At 40.1% G+C, this 19528-nt stretch carries 12 protein-coding genes, 3 tRNA genes and 3 rRNA genes; 14 read left to right on the top strand and 4 right to left on the bottom strand.

The window, feature by feature from the left end; translation table 11 throughout:
- Window positions 1-39 precede the first annotated feature (39 nt).
- Window positions 40-2403 (top strand): endonuclease MutS2, encoded by a 2364-nt coding sequence (locus FR7_RS12770; RefSeq protein ID WP_007934926.1) that lies wholly within the window; start codon window positions 40-42, stop codon window positions 2401-2403.
- 139 nt (window positions 2404-2542) lie between these two features.
- Here the strand turns inward: FR7_RS12770 and FR7_RS12765 are convergent, their stop codons facing one another.
- Together FR7_RS12765 and FR7_RS12760 are read right to left on the bottom strand one after the other, a co-directional pair.
- The gene (locus FR7_RS12765) at window positions 2543-3043 is read right to left on the bottom strand and encodes a hypothetical protein (protein ID WP_237769522.1); all 501 of its coding nucleotides are present in this window, start codon (window positions 3041-3043) and stop codon (window positions 2543-2545) included.
- 12 nt (window positions 3044-3055) lie between these two features.
- Window positions 3056-3376: a YbaB/EbfC family nucleoid-associated protein gene (locus FR7_RS12760; protein WP_007934921.1), complete on the bottom strand. Its 321-nt coding sequence runs from the start codon at window positions 3374-3376 to the stop codon at window positions 3056-3058.
- 203 nt (window positions 3377-3579) lie between these two features.
- Here FR7_RS12760 and FR7_RS12755 point away from each other — a divergent pair, with 203 nt between their 5' ends.
- On the top strand, window positions 3580-3984 hold the full coding sequence (locus tag FR7_RS12755) for a hypothetical protein (protein ID WP_007934919.1): 405 nt from the start codon (window positions 3580-3582) through the stop codon (window positions 3982-3984).
- A 592-nt stretch (window positions 3985-4576) separates the two neighbouring features.
- Here the strand turns inward: FR7_RS12755 and FR7_RS12750 are convergent.
- Both FR7_RS12750 and tyrS read right to left on the bottom strand, forming a co-directional pair.
- A complete protein-coding gene (locus FR7_RS12750) occupies window positions 4577-6694 on the bottom strand; it encodes a transglycosylase domain-containing protein (protein WP_007934915.1) in 2118 nt (705 codons plus the stop codon).
- A 142-nt stretch (window positions 6695-6836) separates the two neighbouring features.
- Window positions 6837-8057, bottom strand: a complete 1221-nt coding sequence (gene tyrS, locus FR7_RS12745; protein WP_007934914.1) for a tyrosine--tRNA ligase — start codon at window positions 8055-8057, stop codon at window positions 6837-6839.
- 335 nt (window positions 8058-8392) lie between these two features.
- Between tyrS and yunB the strand changes: the two genes are divergently transcribed.
- The 12 genes from yunB (at window position 8393) to ruvA (ending at window position 19528) form a co-directional block, all read left to right on the top strand.
- A complete protein-coding gene (yunB, locus tag FR7_RS12740; RefSeq protein ID WP_007934907.1) occupies window positions 8393-9070 on the top strand; it encodes a sporulation protein YunB in 678 nt (225 codons plus the stop codon).
- 326 nt (window positions 9071-9396) lie between these two features.
- Window positions 9397-11055 (top strand): 16S ribosomal RNA (locus FR7_RS12735).
- 102 nt (window positions 11056-11157) lie between these two features.
- Window positions 11158-11234, top strand: a tRNA-Ile gene (locus FR7_RS12730).
- Between the two features lie 97 nt (window positions 11235-11331).
- Window positions 11332-11407, top strand: a tRNA-Ala gene (locus tag FR7_RS12725).
- 276 nt (window positions 11408-11683) lie between these two features.
- Window positions 11684-14616: ribosomal RNA gene (locus tag FR7_RS12720) — 23S ribosomal RNA — on the top strand.
- 193 nt (window positions 14617-14809) lie between these two features.
- Window positions 14810-14926, top strand: a 5S ribosomal RNA gene (rrf, locus tag FR7_RS12715).
- Together the 16S, 23S and 5S rRNA genes with 3 tRNA genes alongside form the textbook arrangement of a ribosomal RNA operon.
- A 3-nt stretch (window positions 14927-14929) precedes the next feature.
- A tRNA-Asn gene (locus FR7_RS12710) sits at window positions 14930-15005 on the top strand.
- A gap of 189 nt (window positions 15006-15194) precedes the next feature.
- On the top strand, window positions 15195-16694 hold the full coding sequence (locus FR7_RS12705; protein WP_007933969.1) for a 4Fe-4S dicluster domain-containing protein: 1500 nt from the start codon (window positions 15195-15197) through the stop codon (window positions 16692-16694).
- A 127-nt stretch (window positions 16695-16821) separates the two neighbouring features.
- A complete protein-coding gene (locus FR7_RS12700; RefSeq protein WP_007933971.1) occupies window positions 16822-17559 on the top strand; it encodes a YebC/PmpR family DNA-binding transcriptional regulator in 738 nt (245 codons plus the stop codon).
- A 96-nt stretch (window positions 17560-17655) separates the two neighbouring features.
- Entirely contained in the window at window positions 17656-18231 is a 576-nt protein-coding gene (locus FR7_RS12695) for a BofC C-terminal domain-containing protein (RefSeq protein ID WP_007933972.1), read from the top strand.
- Between the two features lie 98 nt (window positions 18232-18329).
- On the top strand, window positions 18330-18923 hold the full coding sequence (gene ruvC / locus FR7_RS12690) for a crossover junction endodeoxyribonuclease RuvC (RefSeq protein ID WP_007933973.1): 594 nt from the start codon (window positions 18330-18332) through the stop codon (window positions 18921-18923).
- Window positions 18920-19528, top strand: coding sequence for a Holliday junction branch migration protein RuvA (ruvA, locus tag FR7_RS12685; protein WP_007933974.1), 609 nt, complete (start codon window positions 18920-18922; stop codon window positions 19526-19528). Before ruvC ends, ruvA begins: the two co-directional genes overlap by 4 nt.

The raw sequence follows: 19528 nt of genomic DNA, 5'->3' as shown, positions 1-19528 counted from the left end.
AATACAATTATATATTTCTTTATTTCTAGGGGGAAAGGAATGGATATATCAGTATTAAAAACATTAGAATATCACAAAATACGTGCTATGCTCGCAGATAAATGTAGTTCTATTATGGGGCGTGAACTTGCAGAGGAATTGATACCGTCAAGTAAATTAGCTGAAGTGAAAGAAAAAATAGCAGAAACAGAGGAAGCCAGAGGAATTTTGGATGCAATGTCTAGTATACCTCTTGGTGGTATTCGTGATATTCGCACGTTGTTAAAACGTGCAGAAATAGGTTCTGTACTTGCTCCTGATGAATTGGTAGCTGTAGCAAGTACGTTATACGCATCTCGAAGAATGAAAAATTTTTTTATGGATATGCCTGTAGCATTAACCATTTTGCTTGGTTATGCTGAAAAAATCAATGTATTGCGTAATATTGAAAATTTTATTGAAAACATTGTGAATGAACAAGGACAGATACGTGATGATGCAAGTGTTGAGCTTTTGCATGTACGCAGGGAAATACGATTATCTCAAAGTCGTATTAAAGATAAATTAGATGGTATACTGCGCTCTAGTGAATATCAAAAATATTTTCAGGATGCATTAGTGACTGTGCGCAATGAGCGATATGTTATACCAATTAAACAAGAATATCGCAATCATTTTCCTGGAATCATTCATGATCAATCAGCTAGTGGTGCTACAGTATTTGTTGAACCGATGGCAGTAGTAATTTTAAATAATGAAATTAAACAACTTACGTCTGCCGAAAAAAATGAAATTGAGCGAATTTTAAGATCCGCTACGGAACAAATTGCGAATGTCTCAGAGACTATTTATATGAATTGTGATATGTTAGCAAACATTGATTTTGCTTTTGCGAAGGCAAAACTTAGTTTGACTATGCAGGCGACCATGCCTATTATTAATAATAAAGGATATGTTAATCTGCGTCAGGCTAGACATCCTCTTATTGAGGCTGATGTTGTAGTTCCGATTGATATTTTTATCGGCAAGGATTTTAATACATTGCTCATTACAGGTCCAAATACAGGGGGAAAGACCGTAACGTTAAAGACGTTAGGGTTATTCGCTCTTATGACACAGGCTGGACTCTATATTCCTGTACAAAATGGCTCTGAAATCGCTGTATTCAATAATATTTTTGCCGATATTGGTGATGAGCAAAGTATTGAGCAGAGTCTGAGTACTTTTTCGGCCCATATGACGAATTTAGTGAGAATTTTAAACCAAATAACATCCGAAGATTTAGTATTAATTGATGAAATTGGTGCAGGTACTGACCCGGATGAGGGAGCTGCTTTAGCTATGTCAATATTAGAACATTTACTGAATATTGGTGCTAAAACAATTGCTACAACTCATTATAGTGAATTAAAAACCTTCGCATATTCAAGACAAGGAATCGAAAATGCCAGTGTGGAATTTGATATACAAACATTAAGACCCACATATCGCCTTTTGATTGGTGTTCCCGGAAGCAGTAATGCCTTTGCAATTAGTAAACGTTTGGGATTATCAGATCGTATTATTGACCAAGCTAGCCAATTTATTGATAAAGATCATGCAGAATTTGAAACTGTTTTAAATGCTTTGGAAGAGCAGAAGATCGCTTATGATAAACTCCATGAAGAGGTTATTCAGCAAGAACAAACATTGCATATTTTAAGAGAAAAGCTTGCGACTGAGGAAAATGTATTGGCTGCGAAAAAACATAAAATTTTAGCCAAAGCGCAAGAAGAAGCTGAATCCCTACTGCGAAAGACTCGGCGAGAAACAGAAGAAATTATAACGGAACTAAAAGCGCAGTTTACAGCAAAGAGTAACAGCTCGACAAGACAAGGTATTTTTGACAAAAGTAGAAAACGTCTGCGGGATAATCTAGAAAATCTAAATGAAAATGAAGAAGATGATAATTCGCTGCCTATTGTTACTGCCAGTGTCTTAACACCAGGAATGCAAGTATACATAACTACACTGAAGCAAAAGGGGACTGTAGTATCGATTGGTATAAATGAAGTAATTGTTCAATTGGGCATTATGAAAATGAATGTTGCAATTACTGACTGCCGCTTGGTCAGCGACAGCGTTCCTATTAAAAAGATTTCTAAAGATAAAAATCGTGACAAAAATTTTATGAAAATTCAAGATGTCGCCAGGCAAATTGATATACGAGGTATGATGGTAGAAGAAGCAGAATATGCCTTAGGAAAGTATATTGATGATGCGATAGTAGCAGGGTTAAGTACAGTATTGGTTATTCATGGAAAAGGAACTGGAGCTCTGAGAAAAGGAGTAAGAACATATTTGAAAAATCATCATTATGTCAGAGATATTAGCATTGGTGAATTAAATGAAGGTGGCGATGGAGTTACTGTGGTGCAGTTATAGAAAAAAGATCGATCTTTTAACTATTTAATAGCAACAGTAAAGAGGTGTGAGTTGAATTCTCACACCTCTTTCTCATTTTCAAATGTAGTTTTCCAGTTTAAAGAGCGACCTAAATCTTTTTTGTCAGAGACATATGGATCTAAAGGGGGGATGCAATTGAGGAATTCGCTAAGGAAGAAGTGACAGCCGCCGCTGGTGGATCTTTTTTTTCTGATTTTTCCGTTTTACTTCCTTCTTGTTTATCGTTATTTCCTCCACCTCCCAAATTACCTAAAACACCTAAAATAGATGAGATGTTAGCGGGGTTGAGTTTTGACTTAATTTGTGGGTTATTTAGTAGAGGTAATAAAGTCATGAGCATATCAGGAGAAGGGCCTCCTCCTCCATCACCACCGCCACCGCCCTTTGTAAGCTCTCCTAAAAGTTTATGTAATGGATTAGTAGTATTATTAGTAGTAATTGCAGATGAATTTTGAATAACAGGTGCTGTCGTCAGAGGTTGTGTACGGTTTAGTATATGTAGAATACAAAGCAGTGACAAAATATGAATGAGGTTATCATAGCCGGTACCCTCATTCGCTACGTTATCAATCATGTGTGCTATGGATTGTAACAGCGTATTAGGATTTTCGTTCGGCATAAAGTGTCCTCCTTAAAATAGTCCAGGAATTTTGGGAAGATTGAGATCGCCAGTTAATTTGCACATTGCAGTTTGATGCAGTTCGCGGGACTTGGTAAGTCCGTTGTTTATGGTTGCAACTAATAAGTCTTGTAATAATGTTGCATTATCAACAGATAAATATTTTGGATTGATTTCTATTGATAATAATTCTTGTTGTCCATTAAGGGTTAATTTTATTACATCACCACTTGAAACCTCTACACGTTGTGCTTTTAACTGATCTTGTGCATTATCAACATTTTGTTGAATTTTTTTTACCATTTCCATCATGTTGCCTAAATTTTCCCACATAGAAAATCGCCTCCGCTCTTTTTTTATCCAATGAATGGTCACTCATTTTATTATAAAATCAATTCAGCAAAAAAACGAAGTCAATTATAGCATTATAATTTATGCAAAAATATAAATTTGTGTGTATCAATAATAGCCAATTGTAAGATTGCATCATATATTAGATTAAATATCACTTATTGATTGAATAAGGGGTGAGAGTGATGCGCTTTCGGAGACATTATAAAAACTACAAGAGGTCAGTTGCGCAAGAAAGTAAGGATGTTGAAATGATGATGACTGAGGAGAAAATCGTTGAAAAAGTGAAAGATACAAAGCAAATCAAAATGCAAGATGAGGAACGAGAAGATAAGAAAGTAAAGAAAGCCAGACCAGTCAATCCTATGAGTGGATTTGGCCAGATCTTAAAGAACCCTAATTTTAATTTGCAGCTCATGGTTATTTTATTAAGTTTAACTTCCGAAGACATGCAAATGGATAGAAGGATAGATGGAATGTCGACAACCATTGACAAGGTGCGTAACATTACTGAGTTAGTTAATAGTGGTATGCAGTCAATGAAGATGGTTTCCGAATTTCCTAAAAGCATTCGACGGATATTAGAATAAAATTTAATTAAAAAACTAAGTAGGTTGAGTAACACTTTTAAAGGTACCTCCATATATTGAACTAGAAGGGGGGCAATACTTAAATAATAAGGACAGATATTTAGGTAGTTGCTCTTTAAATGTTATATTTAAGGAGGTAATACGTAATGGCAAGAGGTTATGGTTTTGGTGGAGGTCAATCTTGGTGGATTATCATTATCATCCTTTTACTCTTTTGCTTTAACAATGATGATTGTAGTTTCTCATAATATATAATTATATCTTACTTATTCCAGGAGGAAGACGTATTAGCGTGTTCCTGAATTTTTCAAACCGAGGTAACTCCTTGTAATTGTATTCATATCCATATAGTAATAAAGTATCTATTTAAAATTGATAATACTTCTTTTATAAATAGCAAGAGGAGAAATCCTATGGTATGCGGACGTCAATTTGGTGGATTTGGTGGCGGAGTTGGCAGTATGTGGATTATTATCATTATTATCTTGTTGCTTTGTAATAATAATGATGACTCGTCTACTTGTTTATAGTTTATATTAATGTATATGCAGAAATATAAAAAACACGCGTAATTTACGCGTGTTTTTTATATTTAAGGATTATTTTTTTTATCTGTCTCCGTTGTTTTTTTCGGTGGTGGAGGTGGGGCAGTGTTTTTATCAGATTTGACAGGTGGAGGGGGAAGGGTTTTATCAACTGGTCGCGAGTCATCATCTTGTTGAGTTGGTGTTTTCGGATTTTTACCATCGGGTGTTAATGGATTTGCAGGTTGCTTACCATCGGCAGGCTGTTCCGTAAGTACAGGAGTTGGGTTAGGTTCAATTACGATGCCGTTAGGGCGAATGAAATCCCGAGAGGGTATTTTTACTAAAGATTTTTGCATAAAAGATTTCCAAATGGTAGCGGGGAGACCTCCTCCGGTTATACCGTTTAAATATCCATCAGCGTCATAACCAATCCATACTGAAGCTACCAAATCAGGTGTAAAACCAACAAACCATGCATCTTTATAATCACTGGTTGTACCTGTTTTCCCAGCGGCGGGGCGTCCGATGTTTGCTGCTGCACCAGTACCGTTATTAATAACGCCGCGTAACATATCAGTAAGAATATATGCTGAACGTTCATTTAAAACTGCTTTTTCCTTAGGAGTGACTTGCTCTAGCGTCTTACCATTGCGATCAATAACTTTAATGACTGTTATAGGATCTACATGTACACCTTGGTTAGCCAAGACTCCATATGCACTGGCAATTTCTAGCGGTGTAACACCTCGTGTAAGACCTCCGAGAGACATTGCTAAATTACGATCATTAACAGAACCCTGTAAGACTAGCGTGGAAATCCCCATTTGCTGAGCATAATATAATGGTTTATCAACACCTGTCTGATTAGCAATCTTTACAGTTGGTACATTAAGAGATTGTTCAAGTGCTGTACGCAGGGAAACCGATCCATGGAACTTCTCATCATAATTCATCGGAGACCAATTGCCAAAGCTGATTTTACTATCGTCAATCATAGATGAAGGAGTCATTCCTCCTTCTAGAGCAGCTAAGTAAATGAAAGGCTTGAATGCTGAACCAGGCTGACGTTCAGCTAAAACCGCACGATTAAATTGGTCATTGCCTCGACCGCCAACCATTGCTTTGATATAACCTGTACGCGGTTCAATCGCAACGAGGGCTCCTTGTGGTTGTTGCAAACCATTACTATCAGTACGTATGCTAGGAAGTTTTTTCATGGCTTCTTCCGCCGCTTCCTGCATATCGAGATCTAATGTGGTATAAACTTTAAGTCCATCTTTATACACCGCATCAGCACCGTATCTGTCAATCAGATATTGCGTAACATAATCAATAAAATAGCTTGCTGTCTGATCTGCAGTATCTGTTTGGGATGAGCGGATTGCCAAGCGAAGTTTGGCATTCTTAGCTTGTACAGCAGTTGACGAATCAATAAATTCATATTTAACCATTTGGTCAAGTACTGTAGCTTGTCGTTCTGTTGCAGCTTTTAAGTTATTAAAAGGTGAATAATAATTTGGACTTTTGGGGATTCCTGCTAACATTGCACATTCTGCTAATGTTAAATCTTCAACATTTTTATTGAAATAAACAATGGATGCAGATTGCACTCCGTAAGCTCCTTGTCCAAAATATATTTGGTTTAAATAGAGCTCTAATATTTCATTTTTACTGTATTGACGTTCAATTTGCAGAGCTAGGATTGCTTCTTGTATTTTACGTTTTAATGTGCGTTCTTGGGACAGTAACGCATTTTTGGCTAATTGCTGCGTAATGGTACTGCCGCCTTCAGAAACGCCTCGATCGCTTATATTTGACCAGACTGCCCTTAAAATACCACGAGGATCAATACCTATGTGTTGATAAAAACGTGCATCTTCAGCAGCTACGAAGGCGTTTTGTAAATTTTTAGGGATCTTATTAATAGAAACGGGAACGCGATTTTCTACAGAATGGACTGTATTAATTAATTTCCCATTTACATCATAAATTTGTGAAGATGCAGCAGGTCTAATCTCGTCTTTCAGACTTGGCATGGTGTGAATGCTTGCTGTTAAAAAGCCAAGTCCAGCACCTGTGATCATTACAATAAATACAATTAGAATTATAACCGTTAGTTTTGAATTACCATTTTTAGAAGAACGACGGCCATCTTTAGGGCTATCGCTTCGCTCCTTGTTCATTGGCAACCTCCTTAGTATTGAGTACGCTAATTATTATAACATAAATAATATCATTTTTGTCTATAAGCTAAAATGACACCAATAGCTGGTGTCATTTTTATATTACTAAATCAGTAAAATAATAGAGAAGTAGCTAAACGCTTTAAAGGGTTACAATAATGCGGTGATAATTTTTTTTACCTTTACGAACTAATAAACTTTTATTTTCAAATAGATCATCAGTGAGTGTTAAGTCCAGGTCGGTTACTTTCGTGTCGCCAATATAAAGACCACCTTGCTGTATCAACCTTCTTCCTTCGCTTTTAGAAGGCACTATTTTAGTAGCTGCAAGAACGTCAAGGACTTTCATGCCCATCATATTAGAAGTAATTGATACGGTTGGAACATTATCTAGTGCGCCAGCTCCATTGAATAATGCTTCTGCTGCTTGCTGAGCTTTTTCAGCTTCCTCTGCACCGTGAATGAGTTTTGTCACTTCAAAGGCCAGTACTTTTTTTGCAATATTAATTTCTTTATCTTTAAGGGCACCCAACTTTCGAACCTCATCCATTGGCATAAAGGTTAGAAGTGCTAGACATTTTTCTACATCCGCATCATCTATATTACGCCAGTATTGATAAAATGTGTAAGGTGAGGTCTTTTCAGCATCCAGCCATAAAGCACCTTTTTCCGTTTTACCCATTTTCCGCCCATCACTAGTGGTTAACAAGGTGAAGGTTAATCCGTATGCTGGTTTGCTTTCTTTACGTCTTATGAGATCCGCTCCAGCCAGGATATTGGACCACTGATCATCTCCGCCCATTTGCATAATGCAGTTATACTGACGGTTGAGCTCTAAGAAATCATAGGCCTGCATCAACATATAATTAAATTCTAGAAAGGATAATCCCTTATCTAGCCTTTGTTTAAAACATTCAGCAGTCAGCATACGATTGACTGAAAAGTGTGCGCCAATATCTCTTAAAAATTCGATATAGTTCAGTTTAAGAAGCCAATCTGCATTATTGACCAGTAATGCTTTGTCTTCCGAGAAATCAATGAAGCGCTGCATTTGTTTTTTAAACCGTTCGCCGTTATAGACAATATCTTCTTGGGTCATCATTTTGCGCATATCAGTCTTACCAGAAGGATCACCTACCATCGTCGTTCCTCCGCCAATTAAGCAGACTGGACGATGTCCGGCTTTTTGCATGTGTGCCATTACCATCATTCCAAGAAAATGACCGACATGTAAGCTGTCAGCGGTTGGATCAAAACCAATATAAAAGGTGATTTTTTCTTTTTCGAAAAGCTCGATTATTTCATCTTCATGGGTAAGTTGTTGAATAAAGCCTCGCTCTTTGAGGATATCAAGTACAGTCATTAGTTTGAGAAGCCTCCTCATGTTTCCAAAATTATCAACAGGTAAAAATAAAAACCGCCCTGGTTAAGGACGGGTACAACCCGCGGTACCATTCAAGTTGCTAGCTAAAACAGCTTGTTTATTTTCATGTCAAATACTAACTGTAATATAGCAGGATACGCCACAAATGTCAATGTGATCCATGGTTTGCAGCTATGTAAGTGAAGCTTAATCAGGGATTTAGCATATATAATAGATAGTTATCAAGAATGAGGTAGAAAAAATATGCTAAAGGGTGGTACATCATAAGAGGAGAGGCCATATACTGAGGTATATCCTGAACTAGGAGGGTAATCATGAGATTTTCCGTAGGGAAGAGACGAAGAATGCCATTCATTGTGCTAGTGTCTATTCTACTATGCACCATTATAATAGGCACCTTCTGGATGATGGAAACACATTTAAAACCTACTTTATTGGCTATAGCCGAAACAAAAGCAACTTTCATTGCGACACAATCCATTAACCAGGTGATTAGTGACAGGGTGAACTTAAATATTGATCCGCAAACATTAATGAATGTTACATTAGATAGTCGGGGACGTGTAGTACTTATACAGCCTAATACCATGGAGTTCAATAAAATAGCTGCTGATACTACTATCAAGGTGCAAGATAAATTAAAGGAGATTAGTGAAGAGAAAATTAATATACCAATAGGACAGATTTTCGGAAGTCAATTATTAGCTAGTATGGGGCCTAATATTACTGTTACTATAATTCCTGTAGGTACTGTTCAGGTAAAAGTAATTGACAAATTTGAACAAGCAGGTATTAATCAAACTAGGCATATGATATATCTTATTGCTACTACACAAATTAGAATTGTAGTACCTCTAGTTAGTAAAAGTATAAGTGTAGATACGCAAATGCCAATTGCCGAATATGTTGTTGTCGGGGATGTCCCAAATACATATGTACAATTCCCGTTTCCATTTCCCAATAATCTAAGTGAAAATGAAAAACATGAATAAGAAGATAATTAAATGAAAAAGAAGATAGAGCATTGACAGACCTTTTTGAGATATGATAATATAGACAAGTCACCAATTTGCAATAAAAAAGTTGACATACTTATGTAAAGATGTTAAAATCAATGAGGTCGTTTGAAGCGGCATAATTATTATTTTTTAAGATCTTTATCGAATGTGTTCCTTGAAAACTAAACAATGTAAGTAAGGTTAAAATAAGCCAGATGTGCGGTACTCGTTTTCGAGTGCGAAACAAAGTTGTTCTGCGAAAGCGAGAACAACACAAACAAGTTTTTTAAAGAGCCATCAAGGTTCTTCATAATATAACTTTTATGGAGAGTTTGATCCTGGCTCAGGACGAACGCTGGCGGCGTGCCTAACACATGCAAGTCGAACGGTCTGGTATTCAACACTGAATATTTAGCAGTGTAGCCAAGCGTCAAGCGCGAAAGAAGAGAGCGCTTCACGCATTTAACAAGTGCCAACACAAAAGCTAAGGATTGAGTGTTGAATATCAGATAGTGGCGAACGGGTGAGTAACGCGTAGACAACCTACCTTCTAGCTGGGGACAACACTGCGAAAGTGGTGCTAATACCGAATGTTGTATTTTGAGTGCATACTTAAAATACTAAAGGTGGCCTCTATTTATAAGCTATCACTAGAAGATGGGTCTGCGTCTGATTAGCTAGTTGGTGAGGTAATGGCTCACCAAGGCGACGATCAGTAGCCGGTCTGAGAGGATGAACGGCCACACTGGGACTGAGACACGGCCCAGACTCCTACGGGAGGCAGCAGTGGGGAATCTTCCGCAATGGACGAAAGTCTGACGGAGCAACGCCGCGTGAGTGAAGAAGGTTTTCGGATCGTAAAACTCTGTTTTCAGGGACGAATGTGTGGATTGTAAATAATGGTTCATAATGACGGTACCTGACAAGAAAGCCACGGCTAACTACGTGCCAGCAGCCGCGGTAATACGTAGGTGGCAAGCGTTGTCCGGAATTATTGGGCGTAAAGCGCGCGCAGGTGGGATAATCAGTCTGATGTTAAAGTTCGGGGCTTAACCCCGTGAAGCATTGGATACTGTTATTCTTGAGTGCAGGAGAGGAAAGTGGAATTCCTAGTGTAGCGGTGAAATGCGTAGATATTAGGAGGAACACCAGTGGCGAAGGCGACTTTCTGGACTGTGTCTGACACTGAGGCGCGAAAGCCAGGGTAGTGAACGGGATTAGATACCCCGGTAATCCTGGCCGTAAACGATGGGTACTAGGTGTTGGGGGTATCGACCCCTCCAGTGCCGGAGTTAACGCAATAAGTACCCCGCCTGGGGAGTACGGCCGCAAGGTTGAAACTCAAAGGAATTGACGGGGGCCCGCACAAGCGGTGGAGTATGTGGTTTAATTCGACGCAACGCGAAGAACCTTACCAAGGCTTGACATCGTCTGATGATCCTAGAGATAGGAAGTTCTTCTTCGGAAGACAGATAGACAGGTGGTGCATGGCTGTCGTCAGCTCGTGTCGTGAGATGTTGGGTTAAGTCCCGCAACGAGCGCAACCCTTATCCTATGTTGCCAGCACGTAAAGGTGGGAACTCATGGGAGACTGCCGTGGATAACACGGAGGAAGGTGGGGATGACGTCAAGTCATCATGCCCCTTATGTCTTGGGCTACACACGTACTACAATGGGCTTAAATAGAGGGTAGCGAAGCCGCGAGGTGAAGCCAAACCCAAAAACAAGCTCTCAGTTCGGATTGCAGGCTGCAACTCGCCTGCATGAAGTCGGAATCGCTAGTAATCGCAGATCAGCATGCTGCGGTGAATACGTTCCCGGGCCTTGTACACACCGCCCGTCACACCACGAAAGTTGAGAGCACCCGAAGCCGGTGAGGTAACCAGCAATGGAACCAGCCGTCGAAGGTGAGATCAGTGATTGGGGTGAAGTCGTAACAAGGTAGCCGTATCGGAAGGTGCGGCTGGATCACCTCCTTTCTATGGAGATTTGAAGGATGAAATACTCTTTCATATCCAAGGTCGACACATCTGGTTGTTCACTTTTGCTTACATTGCTTAGTTTTGAGGGAATACCTCTACGGGCCTATAGCTCAGCTGGTTAGAGCGCACGCCTGATAAGCGTGAGGTCAATGGTTCGAGTCCATTTAGGCCCACCATTTATTCGTCCACTTGGATTCGAGGTTTTAATAACTCGAATTTTTTTAGTCGGGTAAATGAAAAGATGTTAGTATTTTATACTAACATATAGAATACGGGGGATTAGCTCAGCTGGGAGAGCACCTGCCTTGCACGCAGGGGGTCAACGGTTCGATCCCGTTATCCTCCACCATTTATTAAATGTTCTTTGAAAACTGCACAGAAGAAAGCAACGTAATTAATTCTAATAGCAATATTAGGGTGATTACCGAGCATGTTAGGATTTTTTGAAACATGTATATTCTTGTTTTAGTACTCGAATATACCACCAACTAAAGGTTGGCAAGAAGCTGTCAGATGCTAGGCGGAGCGAGGACAAGAGTGAGTCGTACTTCTGTACGTCGAACGAATGCCCACAGCGACAACAACGCAGATGATAGGTTATTGACAACCGAGTAACGAGACAATAAGTCAAGTTATGAAGGGCATACGGTGGATGCCTTGGCGCCAAGAGCCGAAGAAGGACGGGGTAAGCTCCGAAAAGTCACGGGGAATCGCAAGCAGGTATTGATCCGTGAATATCCGAATGGGGAAACCCAACAATGGTAATGCATTGTTACCCATGGCTGAGACCATGAGGAGGGCACCTGGGGAACTGAAACATCTAAGTACCCAGAGGAAAAGTAATCAAGCGAGATTCCCTAAGTAGCGGCGAGCGAACGGGGAAGAGCCCAAACCGATTCAGTTTACTGATTCGGGGTTGAGGACCAGCATAATTCAAGTCAGGCTTAGTCGAACTACCTGGAAAGGTAGACCATAGGGGGTAACAGTCCCGTAGACGAAAAGCAGAGCAAGATGGCTGAGATCCAGAGTACCACGAGACACGTGAAACCTTGTGGGAAGCAGGGGGGACCACCCTCCAAGGCAAAATACTCCTTGGCGACCGATAGCGTATAGTACCGTGAGGGAAAGGTGAAAAGCACCCCGGGAGGGGAGTGAAAAAGAACCTGAAACCGTATGTCTACAAGCAGTCGAAGACCCTTATGTGGTCGACGGCGTGCCTATTGAAGAATGAACCGGCGAGTTACAGTAACTAGCGAGGTTAAGCAGAAGATGTGGAGCCGCAGCGAAAGCGAGTCTTAATAGGGCGATTAGTTAGTTGTTGTAGACCCGAAACCGCAGTGATCTATCCATGGCCAGGTTGAAGCGCAGGTAAAATTGCGTGGAGGACCGAACCCGTGAACGTTGAAAAGTTTTGGGATGAGTTGTGGATAGGGGTGAAATGCCAATCGAACGCGGAGATAGCTGGTTCTCCCCGAAATAGCTTTAGGGCTAGCCTCAAGAAATAAGTACAGACGGTAGAGCTCTGATTGGGCTAGGGGCCTTATAGGTTACCGAACTCTGTCAAACTGCGAATGGCTGTACTCGGACCTTGGGAGTCAGACTGCGAATGATAAGATCCGTAGTCAAGAGGGAAACAGCCCAGACCATCAGCTAAGGTCCCCAATGCCGTACTAAGTGGCAAAGGATGTGGAACTTCAGAAACAACCAGGATGTTGGCTTAGAAGCAGCCACCATTTAAAGAGTGCGTAATAGCTCACTGGTCGAGAGGTTTTGCGCCGAAGATGTCCGGGGCTAAAGTACGGAACCGAAGCTATGGATTTGTATCTTAGGATACAAGTGGTAGGGGAGCGTTCTATACGCATCGAAGCAGTACCGTAAGGAGCTGTGGAGTATATAGAAGTGAGAATGCCGGTATGAGTAGCGAAAAGACAAGTGAGAATCTTGTCCACCGAAAGCCTAAGGTTTCCTGAGCAACGCTCGTCGTCTCAGGGTAAGTCGGGGCCTAAGCCGAGGCGTAAATGCGTAGGCGATGGACAACTGGCAAACATTCCAGTACCACCCACATCCGTTTGAGTGATGGAGTGACACAGAAGGGTAAGTAATCGCATGAATGGAAGAAATGCGTCTAAGCTTGTAGGGTGTTTAGCAGGCAAATCCGCTAAACGTTAAGCCTGAGGAGTGACGGGGAGTTGACCGTAAGGTTGATGAACTTACTGATCCCATGCTGTCAAGAAAAGCTTCTAGCGAGGCTGTGGGTGCCCGTACCGCAAACCGACACAGGTAGGCGGGGAGAGAATCCTAAGGTGCGCGGGAAAACCCTCGTTAAGGAACTCGGCAAAATGTCCCCGTAACTTCGGGAGAAGGGGAGCCTCTTTAGGTGATTACCCTAGCGGTATGAGCTAAAGGAGGTCGCAGAAAAGAGGCCCAAGCGACTGTTTACCACAAACACAGGTGCCTGCTAAAGCGAAAGCTGACGTATAGGTGCTGACACCTGCCCGGTGCTGGAAGGTTAAGGGGAGTGCTTAGAAGCAATTCGAAGGTGTGAACTGAAGCCCCAGTAAACGGCGGCCGTAACTATAACGGTCCTAAGGTAGCGAAATTCCTTGTCGGGTAAGTTCCGACCCGCACGAAAGGTGTAACGACTTGGGCACTGTCTCAACGAGGGACCCGGTGAAATTGAAATACCTGTGAAGATGCAGGTTACCCGCGACTGGACAGAAAGACCCCATGGAGCTTTACTGTAGCCTGACATTGAATTTTGGTAAATGATGTACAGGATAGGTGGGAGACTGCGAGACATGTACGCTAGTATGTGTGGAGTCGTTGTTGGGATACCACCCTTTATTTACTGGAATTCTAACTTTAGTAGTAACGATACTAAGGACAGTGTCAGGTGGGCAGTTTGACTGGGGCGGTCGCCTCCGAAAATGTAACGGAGGCGCTCAAAGGTTCCCTCAGCGCGGTTGGAAATCGCGCGCAGAGTGCAAAGGCAGAAGGGAGCTTGACTGCGAGACGTACAGGTCGAGCAGGGACGAAAGTCGGACTTAGTGATCCGGTGGTACCGCGTGGAAGGGCCATCGCTCAACGGATAAAAGCTACCCTGGGGATAACAGGCTAATCTCTCCCAAGAGTCCATATCGACGGGGAGGTTTGGCACCTCGATGTCGGCTCATCACATCCTGGGGCTGTAGTAGGTCCCAAGGGTTGGGCTGTTCGCCCATTAAAGTGGTACGTGAGCTGGGTTCAGAACGTCGTGAGACAGTTCGGTCCCTATCCATCGCGGGCGCAAGAGATTTGAAGGGAGCTGCTCCTAGTACGAGAGGACCGGAGTGGACGAACCAATGGTGTACCAGTTATTCCGCCAGGAGTACAGCTGGGTAGCTACGTTCGGAAAGGATAAACGCTGAAAGCATCTAAGCGTGAAACCAGCCTTAAGATGAGATCTCTCATAGCGTAAGCTAGTAAGTCCCCTTGTAGATGACAAGGTTGATAGGCCAGGTGTGTAAGTCCAGCAATGGATTCAGCTGACTGGTACTAATAGGACGAGGGCTTGACTTAAATTTAGTTAGCAGCATGCTGCTAACGACTAATCCTAACTGCGTTTGCTTATAGCGACATTGTAAAGTCGTAATGATGTTAGCATTTCGATGCTGACGAAGCGACTTACACAAATCTTTTAACAAAGATTTGGTGCGCTGCTTCTGTGAAGTTTTGAGGGAGCATACTCTTTGAGATGTTTACCTCTATAATATCTGGTGGCGATAGCTAAGGGGTTCCACCTGTTCCCATACCGAACACAGCAGTTAAGCCCTTATACGTCGAAAGTACTTGGCTGGAAACGGCCTGGGAGGATAGATAGCTGCCAGTTTATTCCTTGATAGCTCAGTTGGTAGAGCAATCGGCTGTTAACCGATCGGTCGTAGGTTCGAGTCCTACTCAAGGAGCCAGTTTCATGAAAACACCATTCACGCAAGTGAATGGTGTTTTACCTTATCAGGATACAAAAGTATTATAGTTATTTTATTTTAATGAAATTAAATAATTATAAAAAGTCGGATATATTATGTAGAACGTATAGACATTTCTATAGTGTTTCTTTATACTATACAATAATGTAATACCAATAGGAGGGTTAAATGTTACAATTAACAGAAGTAGTAAAGATTAGACGCCAAGTTTTATCGAAAATCGCTAAACTTACCTTTGATGGTGAACTCGATAAAGATAATATTGTTGATATTTTAGATAATATTGTTACGGAAGATGGTCCAAGATATCGATGTTGTGTGCATAAAGAGCGTGCAGTTTTGAAAGACAGAGTTAGATTTATTATGTCACAGCCTTTGAATATGGGGATAGCAGAAGCAGCTCAGCAGGCTTTAAATGGAGAAATTGCCGATATGCCTATTATTAATATTATGCCTGAAGCATGTGATCAGTGTCCCATTGATACCTTTTTTATAACCAATGCGTGCCGTAATTGTGTTGCTCACAATTGTATTGCAAGTTGTCCTAAAAAGGCTATTAGTGTTGTTCAAAATCAGGCTTATATTGATAAAACCAGATGTGTAGAATGTGGTTTATGTAAAAAATCTTGTATGTATGGAGCTATTGTTGAAATCACACGTCCCTGTGAAAGAGCCTGTGATATTGGTGCGATAAAAGCTGATAAGGAACGACGAGCCGTTATTAATTATGAAAAGTGTGTGCAATGTGGTGGGTGTAAAGTAGCATGTCCTTTTGGTGCAATCACGGAACAAAGCTTTATAGTACACATTATTCAACAGATAAAAGCTGGTAAGCGCGTATATGGTATTTTAGCTCCAGCATTTATTAGTCAATTTGGAATGAAAGTAAAACCAAGCCAAGTAATCGCTGCAATTAAAGAAGTTGGTTTTTATGATGTTCAAGAGGTTTCTTTTGGTGCAGATATTGTAACCTTAGAAGAAGCAAAAGAATTCACTGGGACAGTTCCTGAAAAACATTCCTTCATGACAACATCCTGTTGTCCAGCTTTTGTAGGAATGGTGGATAAACATTTACCAGAATTGAAGGAGCATGTATCTACTACTGTATCACCCATGGTGGCGAGTGCTAAGGTAATTAAAGATGCTGATCCTGAAGGCGTGATTGTTTTTATAGGTCCATGTCTTGCAAAGAAAGTCGAAGCGCGTAAATATCCTGATCTTATTGATTATGTGCTTACCTTTGAAGAAATGGATGGATTATTTTCAGGTGCTGGTATTATACCTGCAGATATTCCTGAAATAGAATTCACCTCAACAGCTTCCCGTGATGGTAACGCATTTGCCAGAGCTGGCGGTGTAGTACAGGCAGTTATTGATGCAGCAGGAACAATTGCTCCGGATGTGGTAGTGAGACCACACCGCGCAGATGGATTACAAAATTGTAAAGCTGCATTACTTCAAATGAAGGCTGGAAAGATTGATGCTAATTTCTTTGAAGGTATGGCTTGTAGTGGTGGATGTGTTGGAGGACCTGGTATTTTGATTGATACACGTATTAGTAGTAAGATGGTTGATAAATTTGCTGATTCATCAAGTATGATTACAGCATTAGAAAATCAAGAGGCGATTGATAAAAGTAAAAAGAATTTACATTGGCATAATAAGTAGTGCATCAAGCTCGCTGGCTTTGATTCTACTCAAAATAGAAACCATAAAGTTGATAGATACTTTACGAAACAAGTATAATTATGCTAAAATTATTCCTGATTCATATTGGTTGAGGGGAGAAATATTTATGTCAGGACATTCAAAATGGGCTAATATTAAGCATAAAAAAGGTAAAATGGACGCATTGCGTGGTAAAGTTACTACTAAGATTGGTAGAGAACTCACTGTTGCAGCTCGAATGGGTGGAGCTGATCCTACAGGGAATATGCGGTTAAAACTAGCGTTACAAAAAGCCAAAGAAAATAATATTCCTAAGGATAATATTCAACGTGCCATTCAAAAAGGTTTAGGTTCTTTAGATGGCAGTAATTATGAAGAGTTAGTTTATGAAGGCTATGGTCCTGCTGGCGTTGCTGTTATGGTAGAGGTTATGACTGATAATCGTAATCGTACAGCGGCAGATGTGCGTCATCTATTCTCAAAATATAGTGGTAACTTAGGCGAATCAGGTTGTGTGTCTTGGATGTTTGATAAAAAGGGGTTATTTATCATTGAAAAGATGGCAACAATTGATGAAGAAGAGTTAATGATGTTATCACTTGAGGCTGGAGCAGATGATTTTAAAGTAGAGGATAATGAATTTGAAATTACTGTTGAGCCAGACCACTTTTATTCTTTTCAAGAAGTTCTTGAGAAAAATGGTATTAAAACTTCTGTAGCTGAAATTACTATGATACCGCAAACTACCGTAGCATTAGCTGGAGATGACGCTGCTCGAATGATGAAGTTGATGGATGCATTAGAAGAACATGATGATATACAAGAAGTATATGCAAATTTTGATATTCCAGAAGATTTAATGTAAATACAAAAAAAGTGTGATATTATCACACTTTTTTTGTATATTTTTCTAAGAATCGGGTAATAATGTTGGCAATATGGAAATGAGGAGTTGCTTCTATTGTTACCATTTGCAAAGATTAATAAAAAGTATGCTTTACTTTGTGTAGCTTTATTATTGGTGATGGGTCTTTCAGCATATTATATGGTTTATCGATCTTTTTCTGGTGGAGAGAACCCAATTCTTCTTCAAGAAACTGAGGTTGCTAAACAAGATAGTAAAATTAAAATAACGAATGACACAGATATCGTACAAAAAATTCTATACTTGAAGTGCAATGAAGAAGAAGTTTTAAAAACGAAACCTACCGAAAACTTAGTAGGACTAAGTATTTATCAAATGCAGAAAATCTATGAAGGATGGGAATTTGAGAAATTTGATACCAATGAAGCTGTTATGAGATTAAAAGTTGATGGTTTTTGCCGTGAACATGCTAATAATATCTTCATCGGAGTAAAAGACAACCATGTTGCTGTTTTTTATGGAAGACCAGGCTATAAACCAATTGTGAAGGAGATAACTGCCATCCAGGTTAATAAACTCATGCCGCATGATATTGAAGAATTGGAAAAAGGGATGGTGGTACAATCGAAGGAAGAGTTACTACGAACGTTAGAAGGAATGCAGTCAAGATAAGGGGAATCTCCTCCCCTTATCTTTTTTATTGTTCTCTTAGAAAGGAATCAAGCATGAACTTGTCGAATTTATTATAGTTGGCAAGGGAGGCTATATTTATGTTAGCATTAGGCATTGATCCAGGTACAGCAATTTGTGGATATGGAATTGTAAGTTTAGAAGGAAGTACGCTTCGTGCGTTAGATTATGGTGCTATTCAAACTAGTCCCAAAATGAATACAGAAGAACGTTTAGTAATTATTCATCATGAAATTGATGTACTTATAAGGAAGTATAAACCCGATGTAGTGGGGGTAGAAATGCTATTCTTTAATAAGAATGTACGAACTGCTATAACAGTATCGCAAGCTAGGGGCGTTCTATTACTAGCAGTAGCTCAAAATTCCACTAAATTAGCAGAATTTACACCCTTACAGGTAAAACAGGCAGTCGTAGGATATGGTAAGGCCACTAAAGAGCAAGTCATTTATATGACACAGCGTTTGCTGAATTTACCTTCTAAGCCACATCCTGATGATGTAGCAGATGCTTTAGCAATTGCGATTTGTACTACCCATTGTAGTACTATGAGGCCAGAGCTAGTTTGTAATAGCCTAGTAGACTCAAATAAAACTAATAATCGTGCTTCTTTAAAAAAACGCCTAGGTATAAAATGCAATTCAGAAAATAAAGTGTGGGGAAATAAAGTATGATTGGTTATGTACGTGGAACTGTATCACATTTAGCAGTAGATCATTGTTTTATTGATGTTCAAGGTATTGGATATCGAGTTTTTATAGCACAATCTACTCGTCAAAAAATTACAATCGCTGCAGTAGTGTCTTTATTTACTTATATGTATGTGCGTGAAGATGCGTTGATGTTATATGGTTTTTATACTCAAGATGAGTATGATTTATTTCTGCAATTGACATCCATTTCAGGCATTGGCCCTAAAGTAGCCATGGGAATTTTATCGGCAATTGATCCACAGCAATTTCGTATAGCGATAAGCCAAAAAAATATAGGAATTTTAACTAAGTTGCCAGGAGTTGGTAAAAAAACTGCCGAAAGAGTTATTCTTGAGTTGAAAGATAAGATCGGATTAATTACTGAGGACGATTTAAATGGAGATCATATTTCTGGTATATCAGTATCAACCGGCGATGTGATTGAGGAAGCATTACAAGCGTTGTTGGCGTTAGGATATAATCAAAATGAAATAATGCCTGTTCTTAAAAAAATCGAAAAAAATGGCCATTCGGTGGAAGAACTGTTAAAGTTAGCACTCAGGGAATTTGTGGGAGGGAATAGATAA

The sequence above is a fragment of the Pelosinus fermentans DSM 17108 genome, from assembly GCF_000271485.2.
GTDB classification, from domain to species: domain Bacteria; phylum Bacillota; class Negativicutes; order DSM-13327; family DSM-13327; genus Pelosinus; species Pelosinus fermentans.
Note: the sequence above shows the minus strand (reverse complement) of the source record. Positions and strands in the feature narration are given on the sequence as shown.